11 protein-coding genes are annotated in these 18,527 nt (G+C 42.7%); 10 read left to right on the plus strand and 1 reads right to left on the minus strand.

Translation table 11 applies throughout. The features are described 5' to 3' along the window. Window positions 1–176 precede the first annotated feature (176 nt). From ACTNDS_RS07105 to ACTNDS_RS07115, 3 genes are all read left to right on the plus strand, one after another. A complete protein-coding gene (locus tag ACTNDS_RS07105) occupies window positions 177–1,055 on the plus strand; it encodes an Rpn family recombination-promoting nuclease/putative transposase (RefSeq protein WP_441034667.1) in 879 nt (292 codons plus the stop codon). A 51-nt stretch (window positions 1,056–1,106) separates the two neighbouring features. After that, entirely contained in the window at window positions 1,107–1,274 is a 168-nt protein-coding gene (locus ACTNDS_RS07110; protein ID WP_441034669.1) for a hypothetical protein, read from the plus strand. Between the two features lie 212 nt (window positions 1,275–1,486). Further along, window positions 1,487–1,678: a hypothetical protein gene (locus ACTNDS_RS07115; protein WP_441034670.1), complete on the plus strand. Its 192-nt coding sequence runs from the start codon at window positions 1,487–1,489 to the stop codon at window positions 1,676–1,678. Window positions 1,679–2,473: 795 nt separating this feature from the next. On the opposite strand, the gene ACTNDS_RS07120 is transcribed toward ACTNDS_RS07115, so the two are convergent. Further along, window positions 2,474–2,884, minus strand: coding sequence for a hypothetical protein (locus ACTNDS_RS07120; RefSeq protein WP_441034672.1), 411 nt, complete (start codon window positions 2,882–2,884; stop codon window positions 2,474–2,476). A gap of 276 nt (window positions 2,885–3,160) precedes the next feature. Between ACTNDS_RS07120 and ACTNDS_RS07125 the strand changes: the two genes are divergently transcribed. The 7 genes from ACTNDS_RS07125 to ACTNDS_RS07155 all read left to right on the plus strand — a co-directional run bounded on the left by ACTNDS_RS07125 (window position 3,161) and on the right by ACTNDS_RS07155 (window position 18,507). Beyond that, the gene (locus tag ACTNDS_RS07125; protein WP_441034674.1) at window positions 3,161–3,781 is read left to right on the plus strand and encodes a GDSL-type esterase/lipase family protein; all 621 of its coding nucleotides are present in this window, start codon (window positions 3,161–3,163) and stop codon (window positions 3,779–3,781) included. Window positions 3,782–3,975: 194 nt separating this feature from the next. Then, the gene (locus ACTNDS_RS07130) at window positions 3,976–4,635 is read left to right on the plus strand and encodes an amino acid ABC transporter permease (RefSeq protein ID WP_173743922.1); all 660 of its coding nucleotides are present in this window, start codon (window positions 3,976–3,978) and stop codon (window positions 4,633–4,635) included. Next, on the plus strand, window positions 4,616–5,293 hold the full coding sequence (locus tag ACTNDS_RS07135) for an amino acid ABC transporter permease (RefSeq protein WP_173743923.1): 678 nt from the start codon (window positions 4,616–4,618) through the stop codon (window positions 5,291–5,293). The genes ACTNDS_RS07130 and ACTNDS_RS07135 overlap by 20 nt, the downstream gene beginning before the upstream one ends. 19 nt (window positions 5,294–5,312) lie before the next feature. Then, on the plus strand, window positions 5,313–6,068 hold the full coding sequence (locus tag ACTNDS_RS07140; RefSeq protein ID WP_441034677.1) for an amino acid ABC transporter ATP-binding protein: 756 nt from the start codon (window positions 5,313–5,315) through the stop codon (window positions 6,066–6,068). A 154-nt stretch (window positions 6,069–6,222) separates the two neighbouring features. Continuing rightward, window positions 6,223–7,191: a cysteine ABC transporter substrate-binding protein gene (locus ACTNDS_RS07145; RefSeq protein WP_441034679.1), complete on the plus strand. Its 969-nt coding sequence runs from the start codon at window positions 6,223–6,225 to the stop codon at window positions 7,189–7,191. Between the two features lie 572 nt (window positions 7,192–7,763). After that, entirely contained in the window at window positions 7,764–9,509 is a 1,746-nt protein-coding gene (locus tag ACTNDS_RS07150) for an MATE family efflux transporter (protein ID WP_441034681.1), read from the plus strand. Window positions 9,510–9,522: 13 nt separating this feature from the next. After that, window positions 9,523–18,507 carry an amino acid adenylation domain-containing protein gene (locus ACTNDS_RS07155; RefSeq protein ID WP_441034683.1) on the plus strand — a complete coding sequence of 2,995 codons (8,985 nt, stop codon included), beginning with the start codon at window positions 9,523–9,525 and terminating at the stop codon, window positions 18,505–18,507. Window positions 18,508–18,527 lie beyond the last annotated feature (20 nt).

An 18,527-nucleotide genomic window follows, 5' to 3' on the forward strand; every position in this document is an offset into this window, starting at 1 on the left:
TCTCAGCCCGGAGTAAAGTCCGGCAGCCCAGATGTATATGTAACCAATAAAAAATCAAGATTTTACTGACAACTATCTTGACAATTACCGGATGGTTGAATAAAAAAGCGGAATGTGGTAAAATTAAGACATAATAGGAGTAGTATACACTCCTGTTTGGAATGGGGTGATGGACATTGGGCCAGAAAGATATTGCAGAAAAAATACTTGAGGCTTACAACGACGTTTTCTCTGATATTGTTAATGTACTGCTGTTTAATGGGGATCAAATTCTAAAAGAAAACGAACTTGAAGACCAAGCTCCCAGATCAGCATACAAGGCTGATGGGAAGTACAGAGAGATTGAAAGAGACGTAGCAAAACGTTGGAAAAACAAAAATATACGATTGGCGTGCATTGGACTGGAAAATCAGACAGAGCCAGACGCAGATATGCCGTTACGGATAATGGGATATGATGGTGCTGAGTACCGGGCACAGCTGAATAATGAGAACCAAAGAGAACGGTATCCCGTTATCACATTGGTTTTATATTATGGGTATGATAAACACTGGGATAAGCCACTTTCTTTACTTGAAAGGTTAGATGTCCCGGAAAAGTTTAGGCCGTATGTGAATGACTACAAGGTAAATCTGTTTGAAATTGCATATCTTAGTAGGGAACAGTCTAAGCTGTTTAAGAGTGACTTTCGAGTTGTGGCGGACTACTTCGTACAGATGCAAACAACCGGGACTTATATTGGAAACCCGGAAGAGTTAGTCCATGTTCAGGAAACATTAAGTCTCATGTCAATCATGACAGGGGATCATCGATTTGAAGCTGTACTGTCTGATGATGACGGATCGAAAGGAGTAGTGATTAAAACTATGTGTGATGTTCTTGACAGAATTGAGGAAAAAGGCCGCATGGAAGGCCGTATGGAAGGCCGTATGGAAGAAAAGAAAGAGATTGCAATAAATCTGCATTCTATGAATATGAAGGATACCGATATTGCTAATGTGGTAAAGGTTTCACTTGATGTTGTGAGGAAGTGGCTGGGGATCGCACCGGCTTAAAATCGATTCTCAAACCTGTTTCGCATAGAGACGGAAGGAGGTCGAACCATCGTGTGTAGAGCAATTGAAACCTATGGAGAACAGATGGCATTAAGAAGAGCGATTGAAAATGCGTTAAGTATGATAGCGGATGGCCAGCTGTCATTGGAAAAAATAGCACAGTATTCTGGCCTTCCCCTTGAGAAGGTGAAGGAACTGGCGGATAAGAGAACCGCGTAAACACAGAGCCTGCCAGGTTGCTGAAGACGAGTGGCTTGGTGGGCTTTCTTGTTATATATGGCTTGTGCTTTCTTATCACGCCCTTATCTTGCTCTGTTGCTCTATTTTTTCTCAATGGAGAATATTTCTCTTGCTATGTGCAAAGAATTCATTTATCCTCTGTGGTAAGGCCGCATAAAGCGGTAATAACACATTACGCAAGGAGAATCAAAATGGAAAGACTAAAAAACATACATATTGAAAATTACCCATTTTCAACTCAGGAGTTACCTGTCCTCGCTTTGATCAAGCTGTACCTTAGCCAAACCAATGAACCCATCAAAGCGATTGATACGGCATTAAATTCGAGAGCAGGTTTGGAGTTCTTGATAGAAAAGGCGAAAGCCTCTGTGTTCCGTTATTAGTGGAGTAGGCGGGGAATCATCCCTACTGCTCTTGTGATAACGCGACACAGGGGCTTTTCTTTTTTTTCTGTGCTGCCGGATGCAGCAAAACCCAAACGGTGAATATGGAAGGAGTTTCTTCCTGTTATAACAGGGAGAATTGAAGATACTGCTTTTTCGTTCAGATACAGCCTGTCTTAAACGCAAAACAGAATAACGAGAAGAATTCAAGTCCAGTAGCCTACAGCTCAGATGTAGACTGCTGGGCTTTTTTGCGTTGTGGATGACTATTTTCCGATTTGTTCGCTGATTTCTGGGAATATTCTTGATGCAACATCTTGGACAAATTGCATAAAAAAGGACATGTTTTTAGAATCGGAATTTAGTGGCCTTGTATGGTTAGTCCCTAATCATCTATCAACCGTAAGAAACTACCAATCCACACTCTCCATATCACACCCGTATTCGTCGCTATTCACAACTCCACACCCTCCCAACCTCAAAACTACCACTCTACACAAGAAAAACCACACCAGAAATGGCGGGGAAGTGAAAAAGAGAGTGGCAGCGAGAAGGAAAAAGATGAAAAGGGGTGCGGAACGGCACGGGAGAAGGAGAAAATGAGGTTTAGAGAAGGTTAGAGAGGTGCATCTCGACACCAATCCCTAGGCGCACATAAAAACTACTGTATAAAGCTGAAAAAAATCAGGCTTATATACAGTAGTTTTCTTGTTTTTGATTAAAAGTCTAACTGAACTGCGAAGCAGTATTCGGTTATGCGCAAGTAGGGAAGCGGATGATTTTATCCGCTTGACTTCAGAAGCAGTTTACGGTTACCACGCATTTCGCGATTACTCCGGAGCCATCCAGCGCATGTGCAGTTAAAACTGCAGTTCCGTTGCTGACAGGTGTCAGATGGGATTCACTGAATATAGTGGGCCATCCGATATTTACCAGAACTACAGAATTATCATTACATGTCCATCGGCACGCTTTTGTTGTGGCATTTTCCGGGCTGAATGTAGTCTTGATACAATAATCCTTATTTTTATCATTTATTGTAATAGATGTTTTGCTTAATTTAATGGATTTTAGTTTAACAAATGGTGTGTTTTTATCTTCCGGGATTTCAGGCAGCTCGGAAGTGCCATTGTCATCCTTATAATTTACGGTTACTTTACATTGGGCAGTTACTCCTGAACCATCTAAGGCATAGGCAGTGATCACAGCTGTTCCATTTCCAACGGCTGTGACCTGAGTGCAGTAGGAAGCCAGATTATCATAGCCACTCCCCCCTTTGTATGAAATGAAGGTTTACTGTTATTTTAATCATATTCCCGTGTGCCTGTTTTCGTCAAGTTGTTTCCTGTTTTCTGTTTTGCCGGATGTATTGTAAAAAAATATAAAAAAGGGATTGACAAATAAAAATAAAGATTGTATAGTATCCCTATCAAATAAATATGAAAGCAAGGAAATAGTAATTAGATAAGAAGGTGACAAGACATGAAACAAATCCTATGTTTCGGTGCTTCTAATACATACGGTTTAATCCCGGGAACATCCAATCAGAGATATGGATGGGGCACCCGCTGGACCAGCATTCTGGATGACAGAGTAAGAGAGAAAGGTTACCGTGTAATCGAAGAAGGTCTCTGCGGAAGAACCACAGTATTTGATGATCCATTCCGCACAGAAAGAAGAGGAACAGAAATGCTCCCGGCAATCCTTGAAAGCCACAGACCAGTAGACACCATTGTTCTTATGCTTGGTACCAATGACTGTAAGAGCGTATACAGCGCAACCCCGGAGGTGATCGGACAGGGCATTGAACAGCTTCTTGATCAGATCAAGGCTGTAAATCCGGATACTAAAATATTGCTGGTATCTCCCATCTACCTTGGAGAGAGAATCTGGGAAGAGGATTTTGATCCGGAATTCGATAAGAATTCTATTGAAGTGTCACGGAATCTGCCCCGGGTGTATGAGAAAATTGCCAGAAGAAGAAATGTTTCATACCTTCCGGCTTCGGAATTTGCCCGGCCCGGTGAAGCAGATCAGGAGCATCTGGATGAGTTGGGACATAGCAGACTTGCAAATGCAATTTATGAAAAGCTTGCAGGATGACGCCTGAAATGTTATGATAGTTCACAGATGCGCAGATGTAACGCTTTACCTAAGTCAAGTAATTACCTGTTTCAACCACAAAAAGCAGTAAATTTTAATATTTATCTGACTTATAAAAAGGAATAAGCGGCACCAGCGTTCAAGCCGTTAATTAGGACGGTAAATCATAATAATAGAAGGAGAAGAAAGTAACCATGGATTTTGAGTTTATCCGCGAGCAGACACCTCTTTATGTTGAGGCTGCAAAGCTTACCCTTCACATGGCAGTGATTGGTGTGTTGCTTGCTATTGTGGTTGGACTTATCTGCAGCATGATTAAGTATTTCAGGATTCCTGTACTTCGTCAGATCGTGGAATGTTACATTGAACTGTCCAGAAATACCCCATTGCTGATCCAGCTGTTTTTTCTGTATTTCGGTCTTCCTAAAATAGGGATCGTACTCAGTTCAGAGCAGTGTGCCATCTCCGGACTGGCATTTCTGGGAGGCAGCTACATGGCAGAGGCCTTCAGGAGTGGTCTGGACAATGTTCCACCCATTCAAGTGGAATCTGCATTAAGTCTTGGAATGAGTAAAAGTCAGGTATTTACAAACATTATCCTGCCTCAGGCAGTATCCAATTCCATTCCTGCATTCTGTGCAAATGCAATCTTTCTTATTAAAGAAACTTCTGTATTCAGTGCAGTTGCACTTGCAGACCTGATGTTTGTGACAAAAGACCTGATCGGAATTTATTACAAAACAGATGAAGCTCTGTTTATGTTGGTAATTGCATATCTGATCATACTTTTACCAATTTCACTGATCTGTTCATTTGTAGAAAGGAGAGTCCGCTATGCAGAATATGGGGATTGAGGTTCTTTTTAAAGGAATCAACTCATTAAGACTCTGGCAGGGCTTGTGGGTAACAATAAGGATCGCACTGATTTCTATGGTGCTGTCTGTTATCCTTGGCTTTCTGCTTGGCATGGTAATGAATATTCCAAATAAGATCATTAAATTTATCTGTCGTATTTACCTTGAGATCGTAAGGATCATGCCCCAGCTGGTGCTTTTGTTCCTGGTATATTTCGGAGCAGCCAAGCATCTGGGAATGAATCTTTCCGGGGAAACGGCAGCAGTCATTGTATTTACTTTCTGGGGAACTGCAGAGATGGGCGATCTGGTGCGAAGCGCACTGATCTCCATTCCAAAACATCAGTATGACAGCGGATATGGTCTTGGCCTGAATAAATGGCAGGTGTACCTTTATATTATCCTTCCCCAGACCATCCGGAGACTTCTTCCATCCGCAGTCAATCTTCTTACCAGAATGATTAAGACTACTTCACTGGTAGCTTTGATCGGTGTGGTAGAAGTATTAAAAGTAGGAAAACAGATTATTGATGCATCCAGATATACAAACCCAACAGCAGCCCTCTGGGTATACGGTGCAGTATTCTTTATGTATTTCATCATATGTTTTCCCTTCTCCAGACTCTCCAGAGTTCTGGAAAAGAAGTTTGCAGACTAATAGAAATGAGGATAAATGAATGGGACAGCCGATTTTAGAAGTAGAGCATTTAAAGAAATCATATGTAAATAATGTTCCTATTCTGGATGATGTTTCTTTCTCCATGCAAAAAGGAGAAGTAGTAGTAATTGTAGGACCTTCCGGATGTGGAAAAAGCACCTTCCTGCGATGTATCAACCGCCTGGAAGAGACAGACAGCGGTGTGTTGAAGCTTAATGGTGTAAGCTATGAAAACGAAAAAAAGAATATCAGCAAAGTCAGGGAAAAAATCGGAATGGTTTTTCAGAGCTATGATCTTTTTCCAAATATGACAATCTTAAATAATCTTCTTCTGGCACCTTTGAAAGTGCAGAAAAGAAATAAAGAAGAAATAAAAAAAGAAGCAGAACAGCTTCTGGACAGAGTTGGACTTCTGGATAAGAAAGACAGTTATCCAAGACAGCTGTCCGGTGGTCAGAAGCAGAGAGTTGCTATTGTACGTGCCATGCTGATGCATCCGGAAATTATGCTTCTGGATGAGATTACAGCAGCTCTTGACCCGGAGATGGTAAGGGAAGTACTTCAGGTAGTTCTGGAACTTGCAAAAGCAGGAATGACTATGCTGATCGTAACTCACGAGATGGAATTTGCCAGGTCTGTGGCAGACAGAGTGATCTTTATGGATAAAGGAAATATTGTAGAAGAAAATACTCCGAAACAGTTTTTTGACAATCCACAGACAGACAGAGCAAAGCAGTTCCTGAACAGTTTCCATTATGAAACTGTTAAAAAGTAACAGGTAAAGAACATTGCTCAAATGAGAGCGTGTTTGAAAGGCTGGATCACAACAGGTAATTATAAAAATTATGATATAATTCAAGCGGATATTCGCAATCCGCTTCGCTACTTGCTTGATCCGGTTAAAATTTTAAGACATGGAGGAAAAGGACATGAAGAAAAAATTATTAGCAGTTTTATTAGCAACAGGTGTAGCAGCAACAACACTGCTTGGAGGAAGTATTCTTGTAAGTGCGGCAGATGACGGCGGAAATACTGCGCAGGCCCGTACTCTTGATGAAATCAAAAAAGACGGAAAGATTAAGATCGGTGTATTCAGTGACAAGAACCCATTTGGATATGTAGATGAAAACGGCGAGGTTCAGGGCTACGATGTTTACTTTGGTAAGAGACTTGCAAAAGATCTTCTGGGAAGCGAAGATGATGTAGAATTTACATATGTAGAAGCAGCAAGCCGTGTTGAATATCTGCAGTCTGCAAAGGTTGATGTGATCCTTGCAAACTTCACAGTAACAGATGAAAGAGCAGAAAAGGTAGATTTTGCACTTCCATATATGAAAGTGGCTCTCGGCGTTGTTTCTCCTGATGATGCACTGATCACAGATGTAAAAGATCTGGAAGGTAAGAAGCTGATTGTTGTAAAGGGAACAACAGCAGAAACATACTTCACAGAAAACTATCCGGATATTGAGCTTGTAAAATTTGATGAATATCAGGAAGCATATGATGCCCTTCTTGACGGAAGAGGAGATGCCTTCTCCACAGATAACACAGAGGTACTGGCATGGGCACAGCAGAACAAAGGCTTCTCTGTAGGAATCGAATCCCTGGGTGATATTGATACAATCGCTCCTGCAGTACAGAAAGGAAATACAGACCTTCTGAACGCGATCAATGATGAAATCAAAGCTCTGGCAGACGAACAGTTCTTCCACAAAGACTTTGAAGAAACTCTGAAACCGGTATATGGCGATAACATTAATCCTGAAGACCTTGTTGTGGAAGGTGGCGTTGTAGACAGTGAAGATTCTGCAGCAGAAGATGCAGAAGAAGCGGATACAACAGATACAGATGCAGCATCCGATGATACAAAAGATGCAGAAACTGCAGATGCTGAATAATAGGGATAAGTATAAAATACAATAAAATGGATCATAGTTCCTATTCTCACAAGTATTGAGTTATAAATAAAATGAGACGCACTTTACAGGAGTTTATTCCTGTGGAGTGCGTCTTGTTTTATTATCCTTGAAATAGTCAAGCAGATAAAATTATCTGCTTCGCTACTTACTCATAACCGAATAACTGCTCCGCAGTTTATCAGAAGAAGCTTGCACTCCTCCTGATACAAGCAAGTCTCCTGCTTATTGCTTTTCGCAATTCTTTGCCTATTACACCTACGGCCCCATTGGTTCCATCAAGGAGTTTACCTATGTAGACACAACTCACGTTTACCGTTCCTACGATGGCGGTTCAACCTGGTACGACATTACCCCGTCTCCGTCTTCGTCATCGTCATCAAAACCTTAAATCCATTCCACACCATATCCATCCCCGGGAATCTCCCGGAGATGGATATTTTTTCATCTTAGCCTTCATTAACTTGCTATTTGCCCTGTGAAATGGTAAAATCTAAATATCTTACAGTTTGTGACAAAAATTCAAAAAAACTGAAAACAAAGGGGAGGAAGCGATGGAAGAGAGAAATAACAGACTGTTGAATGCAAAGCTGAATAAGTATATTATTCCGGGGATTATGATGTCTCTGGCACTTCAGCTGGGAAATATCGTAGATACCATATTTGTAAGTAATCTGATCGGGGTGGAAGCAATGTCTGCAGTTACCCTGAGTCTGCCAGTGGAGACAATTGTTCAGCTGACCGGCTACTGCCTGGGTATCGGCGGTTCCATAGCCGTGGGAAACATGCTTGGCAAACGAGACAAGGAGGGCGCGTCAAAGCTATTTTCCGCCACCTTTATCGTAACACTTGTAGTGGGAATCATAATTGCAATCTGTGCCATTCCTGCTGCCGGTCCCATTGCCAGACTTCTGGTATCCGGTGACGGTGTGCTGACCCATTATACCAGAGATTACATTCGTGTAAGCATGCTGGGTGCACCGGTAATCGGTATCGGCCTGATGATGGTCAACTACCTTGGGGTAGAGAATCACCCGGAGCTGGCATCTGCTTATCTGATTGCCGCCAATGTGATCAACCTTGTACTGGACTATATTTTCCTTAGGTACACTCCTATGGGGATCACAGGTGCGTCCTTATCAACTGTACTTGGTTTCCTGTTTGCCATGGGAATTTTCCTGATCTATATCCGTTCTGACAAACGAAATCTCCGTCTGATGAGGCTGAAATTCAGTGAGTTTGGAATCACAAAGGAAGCTATTATTACAGGCGTTCCCATGCTGATTTTTATGGCAGCCAATTTTGTGAAAGCACTTGGTCTGAATACCATTATCATGAATCAGCTGGGCGAGGAAGGTATGGCAGTATTTACTGTCTGCGACAATGTACTGCTGATCGTTGAGATGCTTACAGGGGGAATCATCGGTGTGATCCCAAATGTGGCAGGAATCCTTTTCGGAGAGAAGGACTACGTGGGAATCCGGGTTCTTTGCAAAAAAATGCTGAAATACAGCTACATCCTGCTGGCTGTGATCTTTGTCCTTATTATGCTATTTACCGAAGAGATCACCATTCTGTTCGGAAGCGGTGGTGGAGAGCTGGGCAGCCATATGGTCCAGGCGCTGCGCATCTTTGCTTTATGTGTGATTCCTTACCTGTGGAATAAGTTTATTATCAGCTATTACGAATCCATTGAGGAGACAGCCATTGCAAGCTTTGCCACATTCCTGGAGAATGCAGTGGTAGTTCTGCCTGCAACCCTGGTGGGAATCCTTGTATGGAAACAGATTGACGGCATCGGAATCGACGGAATTGCAGTTGGATTTGTTGCCACTGAGATCATAACTGTAATTGCAACCTATATTTTCAGAAAAATCAAACATAAGAACACAAGCTTTTATATTGTTCCTGACAAAAATCCGGGAATTAATCTGGATTTTTCCATTAAGAGTACCATGGAGGAAGCAGAAACAGTTCATAAGAAGATCATAGAGTTCTGCCAGGAACAGGGAGCTTCCAAAAGCAAGGCAAATCTTGCCGCAGTGTGCGCGGAAGAAATGACTGTAAATATTATCCGATTCGGGGGAAAAACCTCCAACTGGATCGACATTAACCTTTGTCTGGAGGATGATCTCTGCAGACTAAGGATCAGAGATAACGGTGTGAATTTCAATCCTCTGGAATATCAGTATGACAGTGAAGATTTTGACATACATGGGATTGAACTTGTCAAGAAAGTATCAAAATCCATGGACTATATCCGTGCAATTGATATGAATAATACCATAATATCTTTTTAGGAGGTACATGAAAATGAAAAATATGAATGAAAGGAGCAATTTTGTTTTTGAGTTTCGACCGGTAACAGAATTGTTCGAAAAACAGGTGAAGCTTCATCCTGAAAAATGTGCGGTTGTCTCCGGCAAGGAGAGCTTTACCTATGCACAGCTCAATGAACGGGCCAACAGAATTGCCAATTCCCTTGTGGAAAAAGGTGTCAGTCGAGAGATCATCGTAGGTGTGGTCCTTGAGAGATGCTGTGATTTCTATGCAGTGCGACAGGGTATCCTGAAATCCGGAGGAGCCTTTGCAGTTGCTACGCCGGATTATCCGGATGACAGAATCCAGTACATTTTTGAAGACTCAGGAGCTCCTTTTATTATCACAACCAAGGAAATCGCAGAGGAACGAAAGGAACTGTTTGCAAAGCTTCCCTGCACAATACTGCTTCTGGAGGAACTGCTTGAAAATGAGAATACGGACAATCCCCAGGTAAAAATCGGAGAGCATGACCTCTGTTATTGTATCTATACTTCCGGTTCCACAGGCAAACCAAAGGGTGTTCTGATCGAGCATATCAACCTTTCTAACTTTGTAAATCCGGATCCGAAAAATGCAGAAACCTATGGCTATGTAAGCAGAGGAAGTGTGTCTCTTTCTATGGCAGCCATGACCTTTGACGTATCTGTGCTGGAGGAATTTCTGCCTCTGACGAACGGAATGACTGCAGTGATCGCCTCTGATGAAGAAATTCTGAACCCTCTTATGCTGGGCGAACTGATACTCAAAAACAAAGTAGACATTATGACCACAACCCCTACTTATCTGTCCAATATGATCGATCTGCCTCAGCTTGAAAAAGCAGTTTCTCAGATTAAGGTATTTGATGTAGGTGCAGAGGCTTTTCCGCCGGCTCTGTATGACAAGATCCGCAGAGTAAATCCGGATGCCCACATTATGAACGGTTATGGACCTACAGAAACTACTATCAGCTGTACTATGAAGGTGATCACTGACAGTAAAAATATTACCATCGGTGTCCCTAACGGTAATGTTAAGGTCTATATTGTGGACAAGGAGAACCACGTTGTTCCTGACGGCGAGACAGGAGAGCTTGTGATCGCAGGCCTTGGAGTGGGCAGAGGCTATATGAATCTGCCGGAAAAGACAGCTGCTGTCTTTATTGACCTGAACGGAGAGAGAGCCTACAAAACCGGTGACCTTGCAAGGATCAGTCCTGAAGGTGAGATTGAGTTTTTCGGAAGAATGGATAACCAGATCAAGCTTCGCGGACTGAGAATTGAGCTTGGGGAGATTGAAGAGGTAATCAATTCTTATGAGGGAATTATTACCAGCATTACCGTACCTGTGGATAATAAGTATCTCTGCTGTTATTTTATTGCAGACTGTGAGATCAGTCCTGAGGAGCTTTCTGATTATGCTGCAGAATCCCTGGCACATTATATGGTTCCTGAAGTATTTATCCAGCTGGAGAAAATGCCCATAACCCAGAATGGTAAGATTGACAAAAAAGCACTTCCAAAACCGGTTGCCCAGCCAAGGAACCTGAAAGAGCCTGAGACCGTAATGCAGAAGAAGATTTTCCAGATCGTTGCAAAGGTTGTAGAGAATGACTTCTTCGGTATTGACACAAACTTTTATAAGGCAGGCCTGTCTTCCATAAGTGCCATGAAGCTGTGTATTCTCATCTCCGATGAATTCGGAGTTACAGTGAAAACCAGTGACCTCCACGAAAACAATACAGTGGAGAAGCTGGAAAAATATATTATGCTGGCACCTAAGATCAGAACCTATGAAAAAAGAGAGGTTTATCCTCTTACAGGTTCCCAGAAGGGAATTTTTGCAGAGTGTATGAAAAATCCAGAAAGCACTGTATATAATATTCCTTTCCTCTTTGATCTGGAGCCTGCCATTGATGTACAGAAGCTTTCAGATGCCATTACCAGTACAGTAAGTGCACATTCCTATCTGCTCACAAGGGTGTATCTGAATGACAGAGGTGAAATGGTACAGAAGCCTTACAATGAAACCTTTGTACCTGAGGTGATCCAGACCACAAATGAGCAGTTTGAGGAACTGAAGGCTCAGCTTGTGCGCCCCTTTAAGCTTGAAAAGGGATGTCTGCTCAGAGCAGCGATCTATATTACTGAAGACAGGAAATATCTCTTTACAGACTTCCATCATATCCTTGCAGACGGTAACTCCTATGATATTATTTTTGAAGATATCAACCGTGCCTATATGGGTGAGAAGCTGAAAAAGGAATCCTATACTGGCTTTGATGCTGCACTGGATGAAGAGCAGCAAATGAAAGAGGGTAAATATAAGAAGGCTGAGAAATACTATGACAGTATTTTTGAGGGAGTCGAGACAGAATCCCTTCCTCTTCCTGACAGAAACGGTGAGATCCCTGAGAGAGGTTATCTGTCAAAAGAGATGGACACAAGGGAATCTGTGATCCTTTCCGCCTGCGAAAAGCTAGGTGTTACTCCTAATATTTTATTTACAGGTCTGTTCGGCGTTCTCATGACCAGATACTCCAATTCTGATGACAGTCTTTTTGCCACCATCTATAACGGTCGAAATGACTCCAGACTTGAGAATACCGTTTGTATGCTTGTAAAGACCCTGCCTGTTTATTGCTCCTGTGATCCAAAGGCTACCATACAGACCTATATGACAGAGCTTTCCGAACAGCTTCTGTCCTCCATGGCCAATGATATTTTCCCATTCTCTGACATCTGTGCAAAATACGGTTTCAGTTCTGACCTTGTTTTTGCATATCAGGCAGAGCTCAGTGACGATTATCCCATCGGTGATACCATTGCCAGAGGTCATGATCTTTCCCCGGATATGTCTAAAATGCCTTTACTTATCCAGGTGAGAGAGTATGACCACAAATATGTACTGACTGCAGAATACCGCAGCGATAAGTACAGTGAGGAGTTTGTAAAGGGAATTCTGGATGCCTATGAGGCAGCAATGGATTCCATGCTGAAGGCAAAATATATTTCTGAAATTTCCATTTTGTCCGGAAATGCTGCAGATAAAATCGCAGAGTTTAATCACACTGCCCATGAATATGACAGAAGCCAAACCATCTCTGATATGTTTGACGAAATGGTGGAGACCATTCCGGATCATACTGCAGTTGTATTTAAAGACAGAAAATTTACCTATAAAGAACTGGACGAGATCAGCGACAGACTTGGAAAATATATTGTATCCCAGGGCATCGGCACTGAGGATGTTGTATCTATCCTGATCCCACGCTGTGAATATATGGCCATTGCACCTATGGGCGTGATCAAGGCCGGAGCAGCTTATCAGCCTCTGGACCCCACTTACCCCAAGGATCGTCTCATGTACATGCTGGAGGATTCTGCTGCCAAGCTTCTCATCGCAGACAGAGAGCTTTTACATCTGGTGGACGGCTATCAGGGACCTGTGTTATTTACAGATGAGATCCCGGGACTTGCAGACACAGAAGCCAAACTTCAGAAACCGCAGTTACATGACCTGTTTATCCTTCTCTATACCTCAGGTTCCACAGGTGTGCCAAAGGGCTGTATGATTGAATATGGAAATATTACTGCATTCTGCCGCTGGTACAGAAAGTATTATGGTATAGATTCTGATTCCAGGATAGCGGCTTATGCGTCCTTTGGTTTTGATGCTTCTATGATGGATATATACGGAGCCATTACAAACGGTGCACAGCTTCATATTATTCCGGAAGAGATCCGTCTGGATTTCCTTGGACTTCAGAGTTATTTTGATGAGAACGGCATTACCCATTCCTTTATGACCACACAGGTAGGAAGACAATTTGCACTTGAGATGGAATGCAAGAGCCTGAAATACCTTTCCGTAGGAGGAGAGAAGCTTGTTCCCTGTGAACCGCCAAAGGGTTATACCTTTATAAATGCTTATGGCCCTACAGAGACTACCATTTTCATTACTTTGTTTAAGGTAGATAAGTATTATCCTAATGTTCCTATCGGAAAAGCACTGGATAATGCCAAGCTTTATATTGCAGACAAGTTCGGACATATGCTTCCCCCAGGTGCATGCGGAGAGCTGATGATCACCGGATGGCAGGTTTCAAGAGGATACCTTAATAAGCCAGAGAAAACAGCGGAAGTTTACACAAAGAATATTTACGATGATACTCCGGGTTATGAGGTAATGTACCACTCCGGTGATGTGGCCAGATATCTTCCTGACGGAAATATCCAGATCATTGGCAGAAAGGATTCCCAGGTTAAGATCAGAGGTTTCCGAATTGAGCTTTCAGAAGTGGAAGAAGTGATCAGAAGATATCCTGGTATCAAGGATGCCACTGTGGTTGCTTTTGATGAGCAGGGTGGCGGCAAATATATTGCTGCATATGTGGTATCTGACAGCGAAGTAGATATTCATGCTTTAAATAACTTTATCAAGGAGACAAAGCCTCCATATATGGTTCCTGCTGTTACCATGCAGATTGACAAGATCCCGCTGAACCAGAACCAGAAGGTAAACAAGAGGGCTCTCCCAATGCCTGAGAGAAAGGCAGCAGAGATCATCAAACCACAGAATGAAGTGCAGCAGAAATTATTTGACTGCATTGCAGAGGTTCTGGGTTATACAGAATTTGGAATCACCACAGATATTTATGAGGCAGGACTGACCTCTATTACAGCCATCCGGCTGAATATCCTGATCTCAAAGGCCTTTGACATTGTTGTGAAAACATCGGATGTAAAGAATCATCCGACCATCCAGATGCTGGAGGACTTTGTAAAAACTGCAGGCAAGGAGACAAAGAGGGAAGTACAGGAAAGTTATCCTCTCACCAACACACAGGAGGGAATTTTCATTGAATGTACTGCAAATATGGGTTCAACCATCTACAATATCCCTTATCTGTTGAAACTTGATAAAAAGGTAGATCTGGATAAACTTGCAGCAGCCATTGACAGTACAGTGGAAGCCCATCCTTATCTGAAAACAAAGCTTTTCATGGACGATAATGGCAATGTGCTTCAGAAACGGAATGATGATCTTGTATACAAAACACAGATCATAAACGGAATGAATAAAGAGACTCTGGTACGTCCGTACATGCTGTTTAATGAGAAGCTTTTCCGGTTTGAGATCTACAGAACCTGCGAAGGTAATTATCTGTTCCTTGACCTTCATCATATTGTTGCTGACGGTACCTCCCTTGCCATTATCATGAATGACATTAACAGGGCCTACAGCGGTGAGAAGCTGGAACCGGAGACCTATACCTCCTATGATCTTGCTCTGGACAACAGGGATGCCCTTGCCGGAGATATTTATAAAAACGCAGAAAGCTATTACAGATCTGTATTTGAGAGCGCAGGAGGAAGCATCAGCTTCTATCCGGATAAGAGCGGAGCAGTTCCCACAGCTGAGCTTTACCGCAGGGAAACAGCAGAAATCTCTGTGCAGGGTGTAAAGGAATTCTGCAAAAAGCATGGAATTACAGAGAACGTATTCTTTATTTCTGCCTTTGGTATTACATTGGGCAAATATAACTTTAAGAAGGATGCTGTATTTACCACCATTTACCACGGAAGAAATGATTCCAGACTTTCGGAAACAGTGGGTATGCTTGTAAAAACTCTTCCTGTTTACTGTAATTTTGCAGGAAGCACAGAGCAGTGTCTCACCGAGGTTCAGAAACAGCTGATCAATTCCATGAACAATGATATTTATCCGTTCTCACAGATCAGTCATGAGTTTAATATTAAGGCAGATGCTATGGTTGTGTACCAGGGTGATAATTTTGAATTTGATAATGTGGGCGGAGAATATGCACAGGAAGAGCCTGTCCGCCTGAATATGGCAAAAGCCCCGGTATCTATCAGTATCTCCATTGAGAAGAATAAATTTGTCTTTGAGATTGAATACAGAGGCGATATGTACCAGGAAGAAACCATAAAATATCTGGCAGATAATCTGGAGCTTATTGCTGAGGGACTCCTGAATGAATGTGACCCTGCAGATATCAGACTGATGTTTGAGGAAGAAACAGAAATGGAGAATATTCCTGAACATGCAGGAAAGACCTTTGTGGATCTGTTCCGGGAGGCAGCAGCAAAATATCCGGACAGACCGGCTGTAAGGGATGAATTTGGTGACTTTACTTACAGAGAACTGGATAAAATGTCTGACTACGTTGCACAGAGGCTTACGGAAAATGGATTTGGTCCGGAGCAGGCAACCGGTATCCTGTGTGGCAGGACAAAGGAATATGCCATCGCTTATGTAGGTGTTATGAAAGCAGGCGGAGCCTATGTTCCTCTGGATCCGGAATACCCCCAGAGCAGAATTGAGTACATGTTAACGGATTCAGGAGCAGAGAATCTTCTTGTGATCGATCAGTACAGAGATCTGGTAGATTTCTATAAGGGAAATGTGATCAGTCTGGATTCTGTGGAAGCAGAAGCAAAGAATTTTGAACTTACTGCCAAGCTTACCGCTCCCAAACCTGAGAATCTTGCGTATATGATCTATACCTCAGGATCCACAGGAAAGCCGAAAGGTGTTATGCTGGAACACAGAAACCTGATGAACCTGATCGAATATATCACACAGGACAGAGGCCTTACACCGGATGACATTACTGCAGAGTTTGCAAGCTTCTGCTTTGATGCGTCAGTGATCGATCTCTTTGCTCCTCTTACTGCAGGTGCGACCTTATACATTTTACCTGAGGGTATCCGAAAGGATGCAATCGCCATAAGCAAATATATAAAAGAAGCAGGAGTCACCACAGCAACCTTCCCTACACAGATGGGTGAACTGGTGGCAGAGCTTCTGGAGGATGCACCGGCTCTTCGATATGTTACACTGGGCGGAGAGAAATTCAAGCATTACAGAAACCGTACCTATCAGATGATTAATGGCTACGGTCCTACAGAAAATACAGTATCTTCCACAGAGTTCAGGGTGGATAAGCAGTATGATAATATTCCGATCGGAAAATCCCAGAGAAATGTCCGCAGTTACATTGTGGATGAGGCTCTGAACAGACTTCCGGTAGGAGCTTCCGGCGAGCTTTGCCACGCAGGACGTCAGATCGCAAGAGGATATCATAATCTTCCGGAAAAGACTGCCTCTGTATTTGTGGAGAATCCATTCTCCGTATGCCAGGAGGACAGAAGACTTTACAGAACCGGTGATATGGTCCGCATGAAGGGTGACGGAAATATTGAATACATAGGCAGAATTGACTCCCAGGTAAAGATAAGGGGATACCGTGTTGAACTTGGTGAGATCGAGGGAGCCCTTCTTAAACATGAGCTGGTACAGAATGCAGCAGTTACAGTGATCGAAAAGAGCGGAAACAAATATATTACTGCTTATTATACAGGGGAAAGCATTCCGGATGAAGAATTAAAAACCTTCCTGGAGCCGCTGCTTCCGGATTACATGATGCCATCCTTCTTTGTTTACCTTGAGGCAATGCCGGTAACACCAGGAGGTAAGATTGACAAAAAAGCATTGCCAATGCCGGAGATAACCACAAATACTGCCAGCTATGTAGAGCCGGTTACTGCAGCTCAGAGAACACTTTGTGAGATTTTTGAGAAAGCGCTGGGAATCGAAAGGGTAGGTATTGAAGACAACTTCTTTGAGCTTGGAGGATCTTCTCTTACTGCATCCAAGGTTGCTGTTATGTGTCTCTCAAAGAATATTTCACTGGTATATGCGGATATTTTCAAATATCCTACTGTACGGGAGCTGGCAGCTCTGATTGATAATGACGGAATTACAGAGACGGCCCAGAGTAAGAACGAATTTTCAGATTATAACTATAACAAGATCCAGAACGTGATCAGTGCAAATACTGACGAAAATGCAGACAGGGTCACAAAGGAAGAGCTGGGAGATATTATGATCACAGGTGCCACAGGTTTCCTGGGAATCCATGTTCTCAAGGCGTTCCTTGACAATTATGACGGCAAGGTTTACTGTCTGGTGCGCAAGGGCAAATATGAATCACCGGAAAAACGAATGATGAATATGCTGATGTACTATTTCGACAATCCATGCAAGGAACTGTTTGAAAATCGTATTATCTGTGTAGATGGGGATATTACTTCCAAAGAACAGGTGGCAGGATTCTCAGCATACAAATTTAGTACCATCGTTAACTGTGCTGCCTGCGTAAAGCATTTCGCAGCAGATGATGTGCTGGAAAGAATTAACGTGCAGGGTGTGGAAAATCTTATTGATTTCTGTAAGAATAACGGCCGCAGGCTGATCCAGATTTCCACAGTTTCTGTTGCAGGAGAAGGTTCTGACGGTGTTCCGCCAATGTCCAGAGTTTTCTGTGAGAATGACCTGTACATCGGACAGAATATTACCAACGAATATATCCGCACCAAATTCCTGGCAGAAAGAGCAGTTCTGGAAGCAGTCTCTGAGGGGCTGGACGGTAAAGTAGTACGTGTAGGTAATTTGATGAGCCGAAACTCTGACGGTGAGTTCCAGATCAATTTCATTACCAACGGATTCCTGCGCAGCCTGAGAGGTTATACAGCTGTAGGCAAATTCCCAATGGGAGGCATGCATGAGGTGGCAGAATTTTCACCTATTGATTCCACTGCACTGGCAGTTCTGAGACTGGCGCAGACAGACCGGAGATTTACTGTATTCCATGCCTGCAACAGCCACCATATTTATATGGCAGACCTGATCTATGCAATGCGTAATTATGGATTTAAGATTGATATTGTAAGAGATGAAGAATTTGAGGCAGCAGTAAAAGAATTTGCAAAGACCGGACAGGACTCCGATGCGGTTTCCGGACTGATTGCCTATACCTCACATAATGAAAATGAGATTTACACCATTGATTACAGCAACCGGTTTACAGCACAGGTTCTATACAGACTGGATTATAAATGGCCGGTTACAGATGACAGATATCTGGAAAATGCAATTGCAGCACTTGACAGACTTACATTTTTTGATTAATACAAAAAGGAGATAATTAC

Origin of the sequence: Blautia sp. HCP3S3_C12 (genome assembly GCF_052064155.1) — a bacterium.
Classification (GTDB): domain Bacteria; phylum Bacillota; class Clostridia; order Lachnospirales; family Lachnospiraceae; genus Blautia_A.

Coding starts and splice junctions, on each gene's coding strand:
- ACTNDS_RS07115 (WP_441034670.1), top strand. CDS start 1,487: ATGGAAAGACTAAAAAACATACATATTGAAAATTACCCATTTTCAACT.
- ACTNDS_RS07125 (WP_441034674.1), top strand. CDS start 3,161: ATGAAACAAATCCTATGTTTCGGTGCTTCTAATACATACGGTTTAATC.
- ACTNDS_RS07130 (WP_173743922.1), top strand. CDS start 3,976: ATGGATTTTGAGTTTATCCGCGAGCAGACACCTCTTTATGTTGAGGCT.
- ACTNDS_RS07135 (WP_173743923.1), top strand. CDS start 4,616: ATGCAGAATATGGGGATTGAGGTTCTTTTTAAAGGAATCAACTCATTA.
- ACTNDS_RS07140 (WP_441034677.1), top strand. CDS start 5,313: ATGGGACAGCCGATTTTAGAAGTAGAGCATTTAAAGAAATCATATGTA.
- ACTNDS_RS07145 (WP_441034679.1), top strand. CDS start 6,223: ATGAAGAAAAAATTATTAGCAGTTTTATTAGCAACAGGTGTAGCAGCA.
- ACTNDS_RS07150 (WP_441034681.1), top strand. CDS start 7,764: ATGGAAGAGAGAAATAACAGACTGTTGAATGCAAAGCTGAATAAGTAT.
- ACTNDS_RS07155 (WP_441034683.1), top strand. CDS start 9,523: ATGAAAAATATGAATGAAAGGAGCAATTTTGTTTTTGAGTTTCGACCG.